The organism is Bradyrhizobium genosp. P (genome assembly GCF_049949265.1).
In the GTDB taxonomy this organism is placed as follows: domain Bacteria; phylum Pseudomonadota; class Alphaproteobacteria; order Rhizobiales; family Xanthobacteraceae; genus Bradyrhizobium.
Map to the genome: position 1 here is coordinate 200,569 of NZ_CP188195.1, position 15,453 is coordinate 216,021.

Sequence of the window (15,453 nt, forward strand, 5' to 3'; positions counted from 1 at the left end):
CCCGAGGCTTTCAGATTCAATGCTCCGGATGTGATGGCCCAAACGCAAGAGGCCCGGCGTGATGCCGAGCCCCCATCTTGTATCAGCCGCGCGGTGAGCTACTTGCCTGACTGCAGTTCTCGCAAAACCTCCACCAAGGTCTGCGGGTAGATGCGCAGCGCGTCATAGGCCGCTTCCGAACGCCCCATGACCATGGGGTCGCTATTGTGGGCCCTGAACTGATTGACGGTGCGGAGAACCATTTCCTCTTCACGGAAGCGACTGGGCTTCTTGAGAGACCACTGCCCGCCAGCATCCTTGACTGCGAACTCGCTCTGCGCGGCCAACAACGGGAAGATGATGCCGGGCGATACCCACGCCACCTTGTTGGTGTCGTCGCGGCGAACCGCCCTGCCCCCCTTCTTGGTTTCGCCCCAGATCTGATGCCCATTCCATGCCGGATGGGTTTCCCACTTCCGGTACTCCTGCAGCGCGTACGGAGCAATCTGCACGGTGAAATCGTATTTCGCCCGCGCAGCTGCGTCTGTCTTCTTATCGTCATGCCACGTGCAGAAGTTCGTAAGGCATTGCTCAGGGTTCTTGTACGCCCTCAGTTTTTCTGCGGCCGAGTAATTGCCCGAGACAGATGACGGCATCAGCAACCGCGTCAGCTGGAGGACGCGACGGGTGTCAATGACATCTTCGTCGTCGCTTTCCGCCTTGCGGATCTTGGCACCCGGAAGCACCCGCCGAATGCTCTTCTCCAAATCGTCAAGCTGGTGCCGCGCCCCGGCCTCGGTCAGGCTCTTGATGGGGGTTGCGATGTTCCGGGCGATGGCGGTCTCAGTCACCTCGCTCGCATCGGGGTCTACGATGATTGATGCCCTAACGTAGAACAAGGGCTCTTCGTCTTCGTCGAAACCCTCGGTCTCGACCAACTCGTCATGGTAGGCCTTAATCTCACCTTGGGACTGCGCGCCGTTGATAATGCTCGGGTCCAGCAGGGAAATGTACTTGCCGTTGTCGTCTACTGTAATTGCGGCGGCGGTAATGACAAACCCGCTGTTGCGAACGATAAACCGCTGCGGCTCATTCACGATTGTATCACGGATCGCGTCGTGAACCCGATTGCGCTTACGCGGGTTGTATTCAGCGAGATATGCGCGGAGGTTTTCTTTGGTGTTCAGCTTGAGGATTTCCCAAGCCGGGAGATTGACGACGAACGACTGCACACCCAGTTCTTTTTCGTCTGGCGACGTCGTGTTGCGGACAATCTGGTAGTTAAGGCGCACGCGATTGGGGGCGTGCTTCCCCGATTTTGGAGAAGTCATTTGGTCTCTTTCTGCGCCGCTACTTGACCCGAGTGGCCACATCTGCGGCCCTCAGCAATAGTCGGTGAAGCCCCCATGCCAGATCCCATCGGGTTCCGTCAACCATAAAATGCGGTATTCCCCGGTAACTCGTGGAGCAAATGATTTCGTCAATGGCAAAAACCGACCTGCGCTTTGGAAAAGTTTGGGGCCCCAGTTTCGCCCCGGACCCTAAATTGAGCGAACCCCCACCCCCCGACTTCAAAATTCGGTGCTTAAGGCTGGCAGGCGTCTTCGGGCTCACGTCTGCGGCGTGGCTCAATACCGCAATAGGTCTGATTGAGCCCTTGGGTGTCCATCGGTATCGTTCGCGCTTGTCGAGGTTGGGGCTGAAGAGTGCGGGTTTCGGTGTTCTGTGCTTGTTTGCCGGCGATTGCTTGTGTGCTGCCCGTTGTCATTAGTTCGGTACAAGCGTCACCGGCCATGAAGACAATACAGGAAGTCGTTGCCGTCTATCCGGGTAGCCGGCTGGATGCCGAGGGCTTCGCTGCGCAGCGCTGCACGAGCCTCTACGTCATGATCGCGGGCGGTTTTGCCGATACCGATCCTCAGCAGAGGCCTTTTCGAGAGCTAGGTTCGCTCTTCTTCGGCCGGGCGGTTGACGTTCAGAAGCGCATCGATCCGAAATGGGCTGACCCTCACGAAATCAGCGAGGGCATGAAGCCCATGGTCGCGGTCTATGTCGCTCGGGCAAACGAGCAGCGGGCTCTCACTGGGAACTACATGGATGACGCCGTGCTCAAGGCTGACGAACGGTGGTGTCACAAGCTGGCTCAGAAATGATCAGCCTGCTTCGACCTGGGGCGGCCTCACGATATAGCGATAAACTTTAGGACCGTTTCGGACCCAATCGGTACCTCCCCAAATGGGGAGTGTAGTGGATGGGGACTTGAGCGGCCTACAGGGGGTCGTCAGGCGTCTCATCATGCGGATCGAACCGTATCTCATCGGGCTCCTCCCACGCGGCCATAAGGGCCTGCGGTAGCCCGTCGTTCAGCTTGGCCAAGGCGATTGCGGTGATGTCCGGGTTCTTGGTCATCTGTCCTCCCAGCTTCGCACGCACTATGGCGTCCACAAGCTTCTGCGCCTCGGCCTCCCTCCAGTCTGCTGATTCCGCTCGATGTCGCCCACCATTCCGGAATGATGTCGCCCACCGTTCCGATTTGATCTCGCCCGCCATTCCGAGATGATCTCGCCCACCATTCCGGGATGATGTCGCCCGGGGGTGACGAGGCCTCTTCTGGCTCCGCTACGGTCCCGCCTTTCGGCTTTGCGAAGGGGACCTGGATGCCGACGGAGAGGTTTGCGATGCGCCATGTGCGCGATGTGATCAGATTGAAGTCGGCCGGGATGCCGACCCGTGAGATTGCGCGGCGGTTGGGAACGGCGCCGTCGACGGTGCGTTTGACGATCCGCCGGTTCGAGGCGGCGGGCTTGACCTGGCCGTTGAGCGATGACCTGACGGATCCTGTCCTGGAGGCCCGGCTGTTCGCGGGGGGCGGCGCCGGTTCTGGCACCCGGCGGGGCCATCGCCGGCAATCCGAGCCGGACTGGGCGGCGGTGCACCGCGAGCTGCGGCGCAAGCACGTGACGCTGTCGATCCTGTGGGAGGAGTACATCGCGGGCGAACCCGGCGGGTATCGCTATTCGCGTTTCTGCGAACTCTACCGCACCTGGGAAGGCCGGCTGTCGGTCACGATGCGCCAGTCGCATGCAGCCGGCGACAAGCTGTTCGTCGACTATGCCGGCGACGGCGTGCCGGTCGTGATCGACCGGCTGACCGGCGAGCGGCGCACCGCGCAAATTTTCGTCGCGGTGCTCGGCGCATCGAGCTTCACCTACGCGCAGGCGACCTGGACGCAGGGGCTCGCCGACTGGATCGGCGGCCACGTCGGCGCCTTCGAGGCGATCGGTGGCGTGCCGGCGCTGCTGGTGCCGGACAACACCAAAACCGCAGTGATCAAGGCCTGCCTCTACGATCCGCAGATCAACCGCAGCTACGCCGACATGGCGGCGCATTACGGCATCGCCATTCTGCCGGCCAGACCGCGACGGCCGAGGGACAAGGCGAAGGTCGAGCAGGCGGTCCTCATGGTCGAGCGCTGGCTGCTTGGGCGGCTGCGCCACCGCATCTTCCACAGCCTCGCCGAGGTCAACGCGGCGATCGCCGAACTGCTCATACGGCTCAACGAGGAGCGGCCGATCCGACGGCTCGGCATCACCCGCCGCAAGCTGTTGGAGGAGATCGACCGGCCCGCGCTAAAGGCCTTGCCGCAGAGCCCTTACGTGTTCGCCGAGTGGCGGATCTGCCGGGTCAGCATCGATTATCACGTCGAGGTCGAGGCGCATTACTACAGCGTTCCGCATCGCTTCGTCCGCGTCGAGGTCGAGGTTCGCTTCACCGCCCGCACCGTCGAGATTTTCCACAAGGGCGAGCGGATCGCCGCGCATCAGCGCATGAGCGGCAACCACAAGCATACGACCGTGCCGGAGCACATGGCCTCCAGTCATCGGCGCTACGCCGGCTGGACCATCGAGCGTATCCGCAAGGACGCAGCCTCGATCGGGCCGGCCACCGCCGCGCTCTGCGACCTGATCCTCGACGAGCGCGCGCATCCGGAACAGGGTTTCCGCGCCTGTCTCGGCATCATCCGGCTTGCCCGATCCTACGGGCACGAGCGGCTCGATGCCGCCGCCGCGCGGGCGATCGACATCGGCGCACGCACCTACGGCTCGGTCAAGTCGATCCTCGCCAACAATCTCGATCGGCGTCCTTCACCCAAGCGCTCCGCGGACGACGCGCCGATCCTTCATCCCAACATCCGCGGGCCGCGCTACTACAACTAGGAGATCACGTCTTGCTCAATCATCCGACTCTCGATCAACTCCACACGCTCGGCCTTCACGGCATGGCCAAGGCCTTTGCCGACATCGAAGCCGGCGGCGAGGCCGCAAGCCTCGGCCACGCCGAATGGCTTGCCCTCCTGCTCGAACGCGAAGCGTCATTGCGGCGCGACAAGCGACTGTCGAAGCGGCTGCAATACGCCAAGCTGCGCCAGCAGGCCTGCATCGAGGACATCGACTATCGCACCCCGCGCGGCCTCGACCGCAGTCTCTTGACGATGCTGGTCGAAGGCGGATGGATCGACGACCACGTCAACCTTTTGATCTGCGGGCCCTCCGGCGTCGGCAAGAGCTGGCTCGCCTCGGCGCTCGGCAACAAGGCCTGCCGCGACAATCGCTCTGTGCTCTATCAGCGCGCACCCCGGCTGTTCACCGATCTCGCTTTGGCGCGCGGCGACGGCCGCCACTCCCGTCTGCTGCGGGCGCTTGGCCGCGTCGATCTGCTCATCCTCGACGACTGGGGCCTCGAACCGCTCGATGCCACGGCCCGCCACGACCTCCTGGAGATCCTCGAGGACCGCTACGGTCGCCGCTCCACCATCGTCACCAGCCAGCTCCCGGTGGATCAATGGCACGCGCTGATCGGCGACCCCACTTACGCCGACGCCGTCCTCGACCGCCTGGTCCACAACGCCCACCGCATCGACCTCAACGGCGAGAGCATGCGGCGAACCCGCAAACCCGGCCGGAAGGCCTGAACCCGTGGCGCTGTGGACATGCCGCTGCGCTTGGACAACGCGAAGTGCGTTGCCCACATGCCCACAGCAGATGCAGCAACAGACAACGAAGACTTCAAGCCGTGATTCAAGGTTGACCTCGCGGCTTCGCCGATGCCAGAAACCAGACAGCCAGAACGCCTCGCGCCCCGGGCGACATCAAATTGGAATAGTGGGCGAGATCATCTCGGAATCCTGGGCGAGATCAAATCGGTACACCCGGGCGAGATCATCGGAATCTGCATCCAGTCCTCAAGCTCCGCTGGCTCCTCAATCCCCTGCGCCCTCGACCGCGCTCTGTTCCAAGACATATCCAGGATGTCGTCCTCGGGCACCTCAAGCTCCCTCAGCTTCCTCAGTGCGGCCCTCATGTTGCTCACGGTGCTCTCGGCAATGCTCGCGTCATCCGCGATGCTGGCGATGCTGTCCCTCTCCTTGTCCTGCCGCACAAGTCTCCAAGCGGCTTCCAGCTTGTCACCCTTGGCCATCGGTATCTTGTCGCGAGAGTTGCTGCGCAACGCATAGCGCTCGGCATCCTCCAGTGTCCCCGTGAACACCTTGGCAGTGACCTTACTCTTGCTTGCCGTGTCGTATGCGGCCAGTCGGTGGTGCCCGTCCATGACGTAGAACGCTTCTCCAACAGGGAACACGACAATAGGTGGCAGCTTGCGCCCATCGCGCAGCGTCTTCGCCATATCAAAGATGACGTCATGCCTTGGCACCATGTTGCGCTTCGGAAGCCTCCACTGGAACGCTTTCTCCGCGACCCTGATGGTGTCCCGCTTGAGCACAACGGCGGACTTGCTGTCCTCGGGATGCAGCGGCTGCCCCTCGGCCTTCAGGCGGGCCTCAAGGTCACCAATGGTCTCGTAAGTGTCAGGTGGCGTCTTGATGTCGGTGCGGACAAGCGTGCGCTTCCGCTGCGTCTTCTTTTTGGCCACTCGGCTCAGTCCTCTTCCGTCACGTCTTCCATGTCATGAGCCTCGAAGTCGAAGCGGCTCGTGATGAACAGCGTCTCCTGTGGCTCCTCAGCGTGATGCCATAGGATATCTAGGCGTCCTTCCTGTGGCCGCATGACCATCTTGCGCACCGCGCTCCGCAGCGCCTTGTTGGCCTCCTCGGTGTCCATGTTCTCTTCTGTGAGCGCCTTCTCCACCGCAGCCAATCGCTTCAGGACGTTGGTGCTCGTCAGGGTGTCTCGTCGCTCCAAGGCTTCCCGTAGGGCCTCTCGCATTTCATCAAGCTGCTGCTCAGCATCCTTCAACATCTGTCGCGCGTGTTTGCTCTTGTCGCTAATCGCCAGTTCCAACAGTTCTTTGATCCTGACCTCGCCTCCTTCAATCTCCACCTGCAACTGTGCAATCCTGTCATTGAGTGGTGCTGCGTCATTCCCTCGCGGGGCATCGTCAAGCGTCCTCGTCAGGAAATGTCGGAAGGTGTTCACTGCGTCAGCATAGGGAACGCTCTCGTATTTCTTGCAGGTTCCTGCCTTGGCGTGCGCAGCGGCGCACACGAGGTACACGTGTTCCCCTTTGTTGATCCGAGTGACGGTGCCTCCGCAATGGCGGCATTTCATGATCCCAGCGAAGATGGACCGCACCGGAGCGTTGGCATTTTTCCCCCGTGGCTCGGTGGTGCTCAGCCGTGCATTGACGCGCTCAAATAGCTCTCGATCCACGGCGGCCGGGAACCGGTGTGCAATAGGCTCCTGCGGCGTTCGTTGCTTGGTGCGTTTGCCATCTACCTTCCGCACCGTGTGGGGCACGAAGATGCCTATGGCGGCCTTGTTGGCTAGAAGCTTGCGGACGTAGCTGCGGTGCCAGTATTTCGCCTTCCACTTCCCGGCGCCCCACGTGTCTTCCTTGGTGTCGTTGAGGTGTGAAGCGATGCTGTGCGCGCCCATGCCCTCGTCGGCCATCTCGAACATCCACCGCAGCAACGCAGCGCGATGATCCATCAGCTCATAGCTCGCGTTTTCGTCACTCCACCGTATCCAGCCGGGAAGCCTCAGCGTGTATGGCTTGGTGAGCTTCTCCTGTCCGCCGAACTTCTGGCGCCTCGCTGCGTGCGCCTTGGCTACACGCATACCCTTTGTGACACTCTCTTCGTTGGCACGGATGAACTTCAGCACCATCATCATGAAGAGGAACGGATCCTTTTCTAGTGTTTCGGCGCTATACTCTCGTCCTCCGTCCGACAGGTCTACTACGGTGATCCCGTGCTCGATGATGTCCTCAATGACCCTCACTGCTCTCCGTGCTGCCTGCCTGCTGATGCGGTCGAGGCTTTCGACCAAGAGCCACGATCCGGGCGGTATGGTTCCGTCCTTCACGCGCTCTAGGAACACACCTAGCTCGCCAGTCTCTCGATTGGCCCCGGTGAAGCCTGAGACGCCCTTGTCCCGGAACGTCAGTTCATCATCTAAGCCGACCTTGGCCGCAGCGGCCCACGCTCTCGCGGCATCCGTTTGCCTTTGGAGCGAGTGGCCCTTCGCCTGCTCAGGTGTACTGAACCGAATGTAACTGTACGCCCTCGGGAGCCGCTGCGTGTCCATGGGTAACCCCTCAGCGGCTCAGGGCTTCATTGGTGATCGTGGCTAGTACGGTATCGACGACGCCCCACCGAACGGCTAGGCGGTGCGCCCACGCCTCCATGCGCTCCCCAAGGGCCTGCTTGCGTTCCCCTGCGGTCTGTACGGACCAACTGCACTTGATGGCTGCGGTTACGATGCGGTGGCTGGGTGCGGTAGTGATGCGGTTCATGGTTGTCTCCAGTTAGCCCAGTGTGGGCACTGAAGCAATCACATGTTGATGATCGGCTCGCCCGGTGCCGGCAAGTCGATGCTGGCGGCACGGCTGCCCTCGATCCTGCCGCCGCTGTCGCCGTCGGAACTGCTCGAAGTCTCGATGATCGCCTCCGTCGCCGGTGAAATCCGCGACGGCGCCTTGACCGCGCGGCGCCCGTTCCGCAGCCCGCATCATTCCGCCAGCATGGCCGCGCTGACGGGTGGCGGCATGCGGGCCAAACCAGGTGAGATCTCGCTGGCGCATCAGGGCGTGCTGTTTCTCGACGAATTGCCGGAATTCGATCCACGGGTGCTGGATTCGCTGCGCCAGCCGCTGGAGAACGGCGAGGTCGCCGTGAGCAGGGCCAACCACCGTGTCACCTATCCGGCGCGCTTCATGCTGATCGCCGCGATGAATCCATGCCGTTGCGGCCGCGCCTATGAGCCCGGCTATTCCTGCAAGCGCGGACCGATCGACCGCTGTACCTCCGACTACCAGATGCGGATCTCCGGCCCGCTGATGGATCGCATCGATTTGCGGATCGAGGTGCCGGCGGTGACCGCAGCGGATTTGATCTTGCCGCCGCCGTCGGAGGGATCGGCCGAGGTCGCCGCACGCGTCGCGGCCGCGCGCGACATCCAACTCGCGCGTTACGCCGCGGCTGATATGCCGCATATCCGCACCAATGCCGAAGCGCCGAGCGCGCTGCTCGAAACCATCGCGCAGCCGGATGCCCAGGGCCAGAAACTGCTGCGCGAGGCCGCCGAGAGCATGCATCTCACCGCGCGCGGCTATCATCGCGTATTGCGGGTCGCGCGCACGCTGGCCGATCTCGACGGCACCGAGAAGATCGGGCGATTGCACCTGGCTGAGGCGCTGTCCTACCGCGCGCTGGCGGATGATCTGCGGCGGGCCGCCTGATCCGTGCGTTTCGGGTCGCTTCGGTGCGCGTCAACGCGATGGTAACGAGTTTTATTTACGCTCCGCAAACCATAAGCACCGCGATCCGCAGGTAGCTTGGGTCGAGCGAGTAGCGTCATGTTGCGTTTCAAGATCCTGGCCTCAGTGGTCCCACTTGCCGTGGTAGCAGTGTTTGCCCGCGTCGAGTTCCTGCCTGGGCCCCGGCCATGCATCGAAGTTGGCGGCGCAGCGATGCAGATCGCGTCGATCCCCTGGCTGGCGCAGCTTCACGTCAGCTTCACCGACGATCCCCGACTTGCCACCGTCCGGGTGCAGATCGCCGACAGTGCCGATACCGCCGACTTCACCGTGATCGACGACATCGACGACGCCGAAGCCGGCGCGTGCGAGAGCAACACCGTCCCGCAACTGATCGCAATTTCCAGCGCCCCATCTGCGGCCGATCCCGTGATCTACCTCTCGCATGACGGTCCATTCGACTACCGCGTCTACGTGCAGTCGAAGACATTCTCGGCACGAGAGGCCGCGGCCCTGATCGTCAGCGCCCATGGTGGACATCGCCGCCTCGAAGCCGCCTCGCTTTAACCGTTCGCTAACCCTGTTCTCAGCGCCGCGCGAAACGGTCACCAACCTCAAGCACTTTGCAAGACGGGCGACGCATGGTCGTCGGCAGACCAAGCTATCTCAGGGCCACCATTGATGGGGCGTATCTTCCGGATCAAGTTGCGCTTTCGTCGCTTTCTGCGGCGCCATCCCTGGATCACGTTCGTCGTCCGATCCTTCATGATCTTCTCCGCCGCGTTCGGCGGCGCGTTTGGATTCATTTCGGGCGCCCTGTCGCAGAGGAGCGCCTACGATCCCAATCTATTCGCGCTCGGGGTCAGCTTCCTGTTCGCGCTCGCCTGCCTCTGGATCGTGACGCTGGGCATCCGCCTGAGGTTGATGCGCACCAAGCTGCGCACGATCGCCACGCATAATGAAGCGATGGCCGACCGCAACTGGGAGCTGCAGGAGGCCGAGCAGCGCGTCCGTAACCTGTTCGAAGCACAGGGCGACCTGATCGTGCTGCGCGACCTCGAAGGCCGCATCACCTACGCCAACGACGCCTATTGCGAGCTGGCGCAGGCTCCGAGCAGCGACCTGATCGGCAGCAGTGCCGGGCTGAAAGTCCTCGAACAGGGCGACACCGCGCTCGACGCCAACGGCACACGTATCCACGACCAGCAGATCGAGGGACCGCAAGGGCCGCGCTGGATCGCCTGGCGCGAGGGTCTCGTCCGCAACGACGCCGGCCGCCCGGCCGAACTACAGAGCGTCGGCCACGACGTCACCGATCGCACCGAGAGCGAGCGCGCGCTGGCCGAAGCACGCGATCAGGCCGATGCCGCCAACCGCGCCAAGTCGCGATTCCTCGCGATGGCCAGCCACGAAATCCGGACGCCGCTGAATGGCATCATCGGCATGAGCGGGCTGTTGATGGACACGTCGCTGACGCCGGAGCAGACGACCTACGTGAAGGCGGTCAAGACATCCGGCGACGCGCTGCTGTCGCTGATCGAGGAGCTGCTCGACTATTCCAAGATCGAAGCCGGCAAGATCGACCTCGAGCACCGCGCCTTCGCGCTATCCGGCCTGATCGAGGAAATCACCGAGCTGCTGGCGCCCCGCGCGCAGGCCAAAGGCATCGAGATCGCCGCCTATGTCGACGAACGGCTGCCGCTGCAGGTAACCGGCGATGCCGCACGGCTGCGGCAGGTGCTGCTCAATCTCGCCGGCAATGCCGTCAAGTTCACCGCGACCGGCGGAGTCGCGCTGATCGTCGAGCCCGGCATCTGGCCGAACGAAATCAGCTTCCTGGTCCGCGACACCGGCATCGGCATCGCCCCGGAAGCCCAGCAACGCATTTTCCGGGAGTTCGAGCAGGCTGACGAGCGGATCGCGCGCAGCTATGGCGGTACCGGCCTCGGCCTCTCGATCAGCGATCGCATCGTCAAACGGATGGGTGGGCGGATCGCACTCGCGAGCACGCCCGGCTCAGGCTCGACCTTCGAGGTATCGATCCCGCTCGCCGCCGCCGACACCGACGAGGCCAAAACCTTCGCCGCGCCAGACTTCTCCGGCCAGTCGATCATGCTGGTCGCGCCACAGAGCATCGAGACCTCGCTGATCTCGCGTCGGCTGCAACGCTGGGGTGCGCAGACCTGCATGGTGTCGGATGCCGAGGTGGCCGAGGCGTTGCTGCCGGAGCGGACGTGGCACGCGGTCCTGATCGACCATGCGCTCGGCACGTCAGCGATGGAGACGCTGGCCAATGCCGCCCGCACCCACGCGACCCATCGGATCGTGATGTTCACGCCGGCCACGCGCCAGGAGCTGCTGGGGTCCGCTGCGCCGACCTTCACCGGATATTTGGTCAAGCCGCTGCGTGCGGTTACGCTCGCCGCGCGCCTGACCGCGTCGCCCGAGATCGCGCCACCGAGCCTTGCAATCGAGGCCCTTGCCGAGCCTGCACCCACGACCGCCCCCTCCGCGCCGCCGAACAAGGGGCTCTCGATCCTGGTCGCCGAAGACAATGAAATCAACGCGCTGCTGATGCGTTCGCTGCTCGCGCGGCTGGGCCACCATGCAGTCATCACCACCAATGGCGAACAAGCCATGGAGTCCTGGCTGTCGGCGAAGTCCGCCGGCACGCCCTATGATCTCGTCCTGATGGATATCCAGATGCCGCGGCTCAACGGCATCGAAACCACCAAGCAGATCCGCGCGCTCGAGGCGGCCCAGTCCGGCCGCCAGACGCCGATCCTGGCGCTGACCGCCAACACGCTGGTGGAAGACCGCTACGCCTGTTTCGAAGCCGGCATGGATGGATTCCTGATCAAGCCGCTCGACCGCGAGAAGCTGGAAGAGGCGCTCGCGGGCCTGGCCGCGTCGCGGCATCTCGCCGCGTAGGCCGTAAACTCACTGTCGTCCCTGCGAAAGCCGGGACCCATATGTGGACGGCCCCCGTGGCACAAGAGCTTTTTGAGCGGATCGGATCGCTTGCATCCATATGTCCGGCCTTTTGAGTGCGATCGGATGGATCGCTGGCCAAGATGGTTTGCGCGATGCGAGTTCCAAACAACCACGCGGCCTGTTGACGGCCGATGGGTCCCACGGACTGTCTCGCATCGTTGCTCGATCGATCGCTCCATCTGCTCCTGCAGCTCCGGGTCGGCTGACGAGCGAGCCCGCCAGCCGGCCAATCTGTTAGACGGCGACTGCCGCGGTGGCATTGATCCGTGCGGCGTCATAACTCTCGCCGGTCGCCATCAGCTTCCAGGCGATGCGGGCCACCTTGTTGGCGAGCGCCACGGCGGCAAGCTTCGGTGGCTTGCGCTTGATCAGTGCCAACAGCCAGCGCGAGTGATGGCCGCGCCCGCGTCTGGCCTGCTGGATGACCGCCGTTGCCCCGATCACCAGCAGGCGGCGCAGGTCCTCGTCGCCCGCCCGCGTGATCTTGCCAAGCCTGGTTTTGCCGGCGGTGGAGTGATCCTGGGGGGTGAGGCCGAGCCAGGCTGCGAAGTGACGGCCGGAGCGGAAAGCATGGGGATCGGGTGTCTTCATCACGAGCGTCGTTGCAACGATCGGCCCGACAGAAGGGATCTGCGCCAGACGCCGGCCCACGGCGTCGGAGCGGTGCCAGGCCATCAATCTGGCTTCGATCTCCTGCAGCTCGCCCACGAGTCTGGTGTAGTCGCGGCCCAGCACCGTAAACAGCTCGCGTGCCAGGGCAGGAAGCGTCTCGTCCTGCGCAATCCGCGCCAGCAGCGGCTCGATCTTGTCGGTCCCTTGGGCCCCGATCAGGCCAAACTCCGCCGCATGGCCGCGGATCATATTGCCGAGCTGGGTGCGCCGGGCGATCAATCCAGCGCGGACACCCGTCAGCATCAGCGCGGCCTGCTGCTCGACCGTCTTGACCGGCGCGAACCGCATGCTCGGCCGGCTCATCGCTTCACACAGCGCCTCCGCATCCCGACCGTCGTTCTTGTTCCGCGACACATAGGGCTTCACCAATTGCGGCGCCATCAACTTCACCTCGTGGCCCAGCTTGCGAAGCTCCCGTGCCCAATGGTGCGAGGCCCCGCAGGCCTCCATCCCGATCACGGTCGGCGGCAACTTGGCGAAGAACTCCAGCACCTGCTTGCGCGCAAGCTTCTTGCGCAACACAGGCTGTTCCGCCGCATCAACCCCATGCAGCACAAAAATATACTTCGACGTATCCATTCCAATGCGGATAATCTCTCTCACGGACGGCTCCCTTGTCTGAGATTTGCAACAACCTCATTCTGGCACACTGATGCCGTAGGGGGCCGTCCACACCATCAACCACCGAGTTTGGTTTTACGACCCGCTGGGGCCAGAGCATTGCAAATCGCCAACGCCTGTGGTTATGGGTCCCCGCGTTCGCGGGGACGACACCGGCGATGTGATCGGCCTTTGCGGACTACAGCCGCCGCAGCGCGACCGATTGCACCACGTGGTCGGCGCCTTTCTTCAGAATCAGCGTTGCGCGGGGACGGGTCGGCAGGATGTTGTCCTCGAGATTGGCGAGGTTGGTGCGTTCCCAGATCGCGATCGCGGTCGCGGTCGCTTCCTCGTCCGACAGCAGCGCATAGCGGTGAAAATAGGACTTGGGATCGGTGAAGGCGGTGTCGCGGAGCGCCAGGAAGCGCTTGACGTACCACTGCCGCAGCGCGGCTTCGTCGGCGTCGATATAGACCGAGAAATCGAAGAAGTCGGAGACGAACGGCACGGCCTTGCCGTCGCGCGGCAACCGTCCGGTTTGCAGCACATTGACGCCCTCGACGATCAGGATGTCGGGCTGGTCGATCTCGACCCATTTGTTCGGCACGATGTCGTAGGTCAGATGCGAATAGACTGGTGCGCGCACATGGCGCCGGCCCGCCTTGATGTCGCTGAGGAACGACAGCAGTGTCGGCAGATCGTAGCTTTCCGGAAAGCCCTTCTTCTGCATGATGCCCTGCCGATCGAGCACGGCATTCGGATACAGAAAGCCGTCCGTCGTGATCAGGTCGACCTTCGGCCGCGGCGACCAGCGGGCGAGCAGCGCCTGCAGCACGCGCGCGGTGGTGGATTTGCCGCCGGCGACCGAGCCCGCGACGCCGATGATGTAGGGCATCTTGCGGTCGCGGATCGCCAGGAACTGGCGTTGCGCGTAATAGAGCCGTTGGGTCGAATCGACATAAATCGACAGCAGCCGCGACAGCGGCAGATAGATGTCCTCGACCTCCTGCAAGTCGAGGCGATCGTGCATCGAACGCAGACGGTCGAACTCGCCCGGCTCCAGCGTCATCGGCGTATCGTCACGCAGATGCGACCATTGCTTGCGCGTGAAGACGCGGTAGGGGTTGTATTGCTGATCTGGTGCCCGGATGTCCATGAGGCGGCTCTCTCAATGCGCTCGATCGTGCGTGCTAGTTGCCCTTGCGCGATGCCTTTTCTTCCAGTCCGGACATCGACGTGCGCTTCCCTAGCGCCGCCTCGACGTCTTCCAGCTTCACGTCACGTGATTTCAACAGAACCAGCAGGTGAAACAGCAGATCGGCGCTCTCGGCGATCAGATGATCGCGGTCATTCTCTACCGCGGCAATCACCGTTTCGACCGCTTCCTCGCCCAGCTTCTTGGCGCAGTGCTCCGCGCCCTTGTCGAGCAGCTTGCGGGTGTAGGACGCTTCCCCGCCGGTTGCAGCACGGGCATCGATGGTGGCGGCCAAATCGTGAATCGTAAAACGCGACATCAACTCAACTCAAGCTCGTGCGCCGGCACCGCAAGGATGCCATTCCCAAAATGGGGCTTAGCATTTTTGTGACAAGGAGTCCCGGATCACCTTGTTTGAGCGTGATCCTCTCGGAAAACCGGTTTCCACTTTTCCGGATCACGCTTTAGGGATCGAGGCGCATCGGCAGCCCGGCACGCACCATGTGATCCTTGGCTTGGCGGATGGTAAATTCCCCGAAGTGGAAGATCGAGGCGGCCAGCACACCGGTGGCGTGCCCCTCGCGGACGCCGTCGACCAAATGGTCGAGGTTACCGACGCCGCCGGATGCAATGACCGGTACGGGAACACTGTCGGCAATGGCCCGGGTCAGCGGCAGATCAAAACCCTGCCGGGTGCCGTCGCGGTCCATCGACGTCAGCAGGATTTCGCCGGCGCCGAGCGCAACGACCTCCTGGGCATATTCGATGGCGTCGATCCCGGTCGAATTGCGCCCGCCATGGGTGAATATCTCCCAGCGCTCCGAGCCGCCGGCGCGCTTGACCCGCTTGGCGTCGATCGCGACCACGATGCATTGTTCGCCGAACTTCTCGGCCGCTTCCTTGACGAATTCGCGCCGGCTGACCGCCGCGGAATTGATCGAGACCTTGTCGGCGCCAAAGCGCAGCAGGGTCTTGATGTCTTCCACGGTGCGGACGCCGCCGCCGACGGTCAGCGGCATGAAGCAGGCTTCCGCCGTCCGCCGCACCACGTCGAGCATGATGCCGCGGTTTTCATGGGTGGCGGTGATGTCGAGGAAGGTGAGCTCGTCGGCGCCAGCGGCGTCGTAGGCGATCGCCGCCTCGACCGGATCGCCGGCGTCGCGCAGGTCGACGAAATTGACGCCCTTGACCACACGCCCGTCCTTGACGTCGAGACAGGGGATCACGCGAACCTTGAACATACTCGTCTCCTCATAGCGTTTTCGAGCGAAGTGGGCACCGGTTCGCGTGAAGAAAAC

General features: G+C 63.1%; 14 protein-coding genes and 1 pseudogene. 6 read left to right on the plus strand and 9 right to left on the minus strand.

The annotated features are described in order from the left end of the window. Nucleotides 1–98 precede the first annotated feature (98 nt). Entirely contained in the window at nt 99–1,310 is a 1,212-nt protein-coding gene (locus ACP2YO_RS01005; protein ID WP_426438242.1) for an AIPR family protein, read from the minus strand. Between the two features lie 375 nt (nt 1,311–1,685). Here ACP2YO_RS01005 and ACP2YO_RS01010 point away from each other — a divergent pair, with 375 nt between their 5' ends. Beyond that, the gene (locus ACP2YO_RS01010; RefSeq protein ID WP_426438243.1) at nt 1,686–2,132 is read left to right on the plus strand and encodes a hypothetical protein; all 447 of its coding nucleotides are present in this window, start codon (nt 1,686–1,688) and stop codon (nt 2,130–2,132) included. A 115-nt stretch (nt 2,133–2,247) separates the two neighbouring features. On the opposite strand, the gene ACP2YO_RS01015 is transcribed toward ACP2YO_RS01010, so the two are convergent. Next, the gene (locus tag ACP2YO_RS01015) at nt 2,248–2,388 is read right to left on the minus strand and encodes a hypothetical protein (protein WP_426438244.1); all 141 of its coding nucleotides are present in this window, start codon (nt 2,386–2,388) and stop codon (nt 2,248–2,250) included. A 269-nt stretch (nt 2,389–2,657) separates the two neighbouring features. Here ACP2YO_RS01015 and istA point away from each other — a divergent pair, with 269 nt between their 5' ends. After that, nucleotides 2,658–4,196 (plus strand): IS21 family transposase, encoded by a 1,539-nt coding sequence (gene istA, locus ACP2YO_RS01020; protein ID WP_426443134.1) that lies wholly within the window; start codon nt 2,658–2,660, stop codon nt 4,194–4,196. 11 nt (nt 4,197–4,207) lie between these two features. After that, nucleotides 4,208–4,951: an IS21-like element helper ATPase IstB gene (gene istB, locus ACP2YO_RS01025; RefSeq protein ID WP_426433809.1), complete on the plus strand. Its 744-nt coding sequence runs from the start codon at nt 4,208–4,210 to the stop codon at nt 4,949–4,951. A gap of 200 nt (nt 4,952–5,151) precedes the next feature. On the opposite strand, the gene ACP2YO_RS01030 is transcribed toward istB, so the two are convergent. Genes ACP2YO_RS01030 through ACP2YO_RS01040 form a run of 3 tightly spaced genes read right to left on the minus strand, consistent with a single transcriptional unit; the run spans nt 5,152 to nt 7,731 of the window. Continuing rightward, nucleotides 5,152–5,910, minus strand: a complete 759-nt coding sequence (locus ACP2YO_RS01030; RefSeq protein WP_426438245.1) for a ParB N-terminal domain-containing protein — start codon at nt 5,908–5,910, stop codon at nt 5,152–5,154. Between the two features lie 5 nt (nt 5,911–5,915). Next, entirely contained in the window at nt 5,916–7,523 is a 1,608-nt protein-coding gene (locus ACP2YO_RS01035; protein ID WP_426438246.1) for a recombinase family protein, read from the minus strand. A 10-nt stretch (nt 7,524–7,533) separates the two neighbouring features. Continuing rightward, complete coding sequence (locus ACP2YO_RS01040; RefSeq protein ID WP_426438247.1) at nt 7,534–7,731, minus strand: hypothetical protein; 198 nt, start codon at nt 7,729–7,731, stop codon at nt 7,534–7,536. A gap of 36 nt (nt 7,732–7,767) precedes the next feature. On the opposite strand from ACP2YO_RS01040, the pseudogene ACP2YO_RS01045 reads away from it, so the two are divergent. From ACP2YO_RS01045 to ACP2YO_RS01055, 3 genes and pseudogenes are all read left to right on the plus strand, one after another. After that, nucleotides 7,768–8,676, plus strand: a pseudogene (locus ACP2YO_RS01045) (YifB family Mg chelatase-like AAA ATPase); the annotation flags it as partial. A gap of 117 nt (nt 8,677–8,793) precedes the next feature. Continuing rightward, nucleotides 8,794–9,261 carry a hypothetical protein gene (locus tag ACP2YO_RS01050; protein ID WP_426438248.1) on the plus strand — a complete coding sequence of 156 codons (468 nt, stop codon included), beginning with the start codon at nt 8,794–8,796 and terminating at the stop codon, nt 9,259–9,261. A 114-nt stretch (nt 9,262–9,375) separates the two neighbouring features. After that, on the plus strand, nt 9,376–11,625 hold the full coding sequence (locus ACP2YO_RS01055; protein WP_426438250.1) for a response regulator: 2,250 nt from the start codon (nt 9,376–9,378) through the stop codon (nt 11,623–11,625). Nucleotides 11,626–11,922: 297 nt separating this feature from the next. Here ACP2YO_RS01055 and ACP2YO_RS01060 read toward each other — a convergent pair whose 3' ends face one another. From ACP2YO_RS01060 to hisF, 4 genes are all read right to left on the minus strand, one after another. Further along, nucleotides 11,923–12,963: an IS110 family transposase gene (locus ACP2YO_RS01060; RefSeq protein WP_426437609.1), complete on the minus strand. Its 1,041-nt coding sequence runs from the start codon at nt 12,961–12,963 to the stop codon at nt 11,923–11,925. A gap of 196 nt (nt 12,964–13,159) precedes the next feature. Further along, nucleotides 13,160–14,116 (minus strand): type I pantothenate kinase, encoded by a 957-nt coding sequence (gene coaA / locus ACP2YO_RS01065; RefSeq protein ID WP_426438251.1) that lies wholly within the window; start codon nt 14,114–14,116, stop codon nt 13,160–13,162. A gap of 34 nt (nt 14,117–14,150) precedes the next feature. After that, nucleotides 14,151–14,474 (minus strand): phosphoribosyl-ATP diphosphatase, encoded by a 324-nt coding sequence (locus ACP2YO_RS01070; RefSeq protein WP_426438252.1) that lies wholly within the window; start codon nt 14,472–14,474, stop codon nt 14,151–14,153. A gap of 145 nt (nt 14,475–14,619) precedes the next feature. Next, nucleotides 14,620–15,396, minus strand: coding sequence for an imidazole glycerol phosphate synthase subunit HisF (gene hisF / locus ACP2YO_RS01075; protein ID WP_426438253.1), 777 nt, complete (start codon nt 15,394–15,396; stop codon nt 14,620–14,622). Between the last annotated feature and the right edge of the window lie 57 nt (nt 15,397–15,453).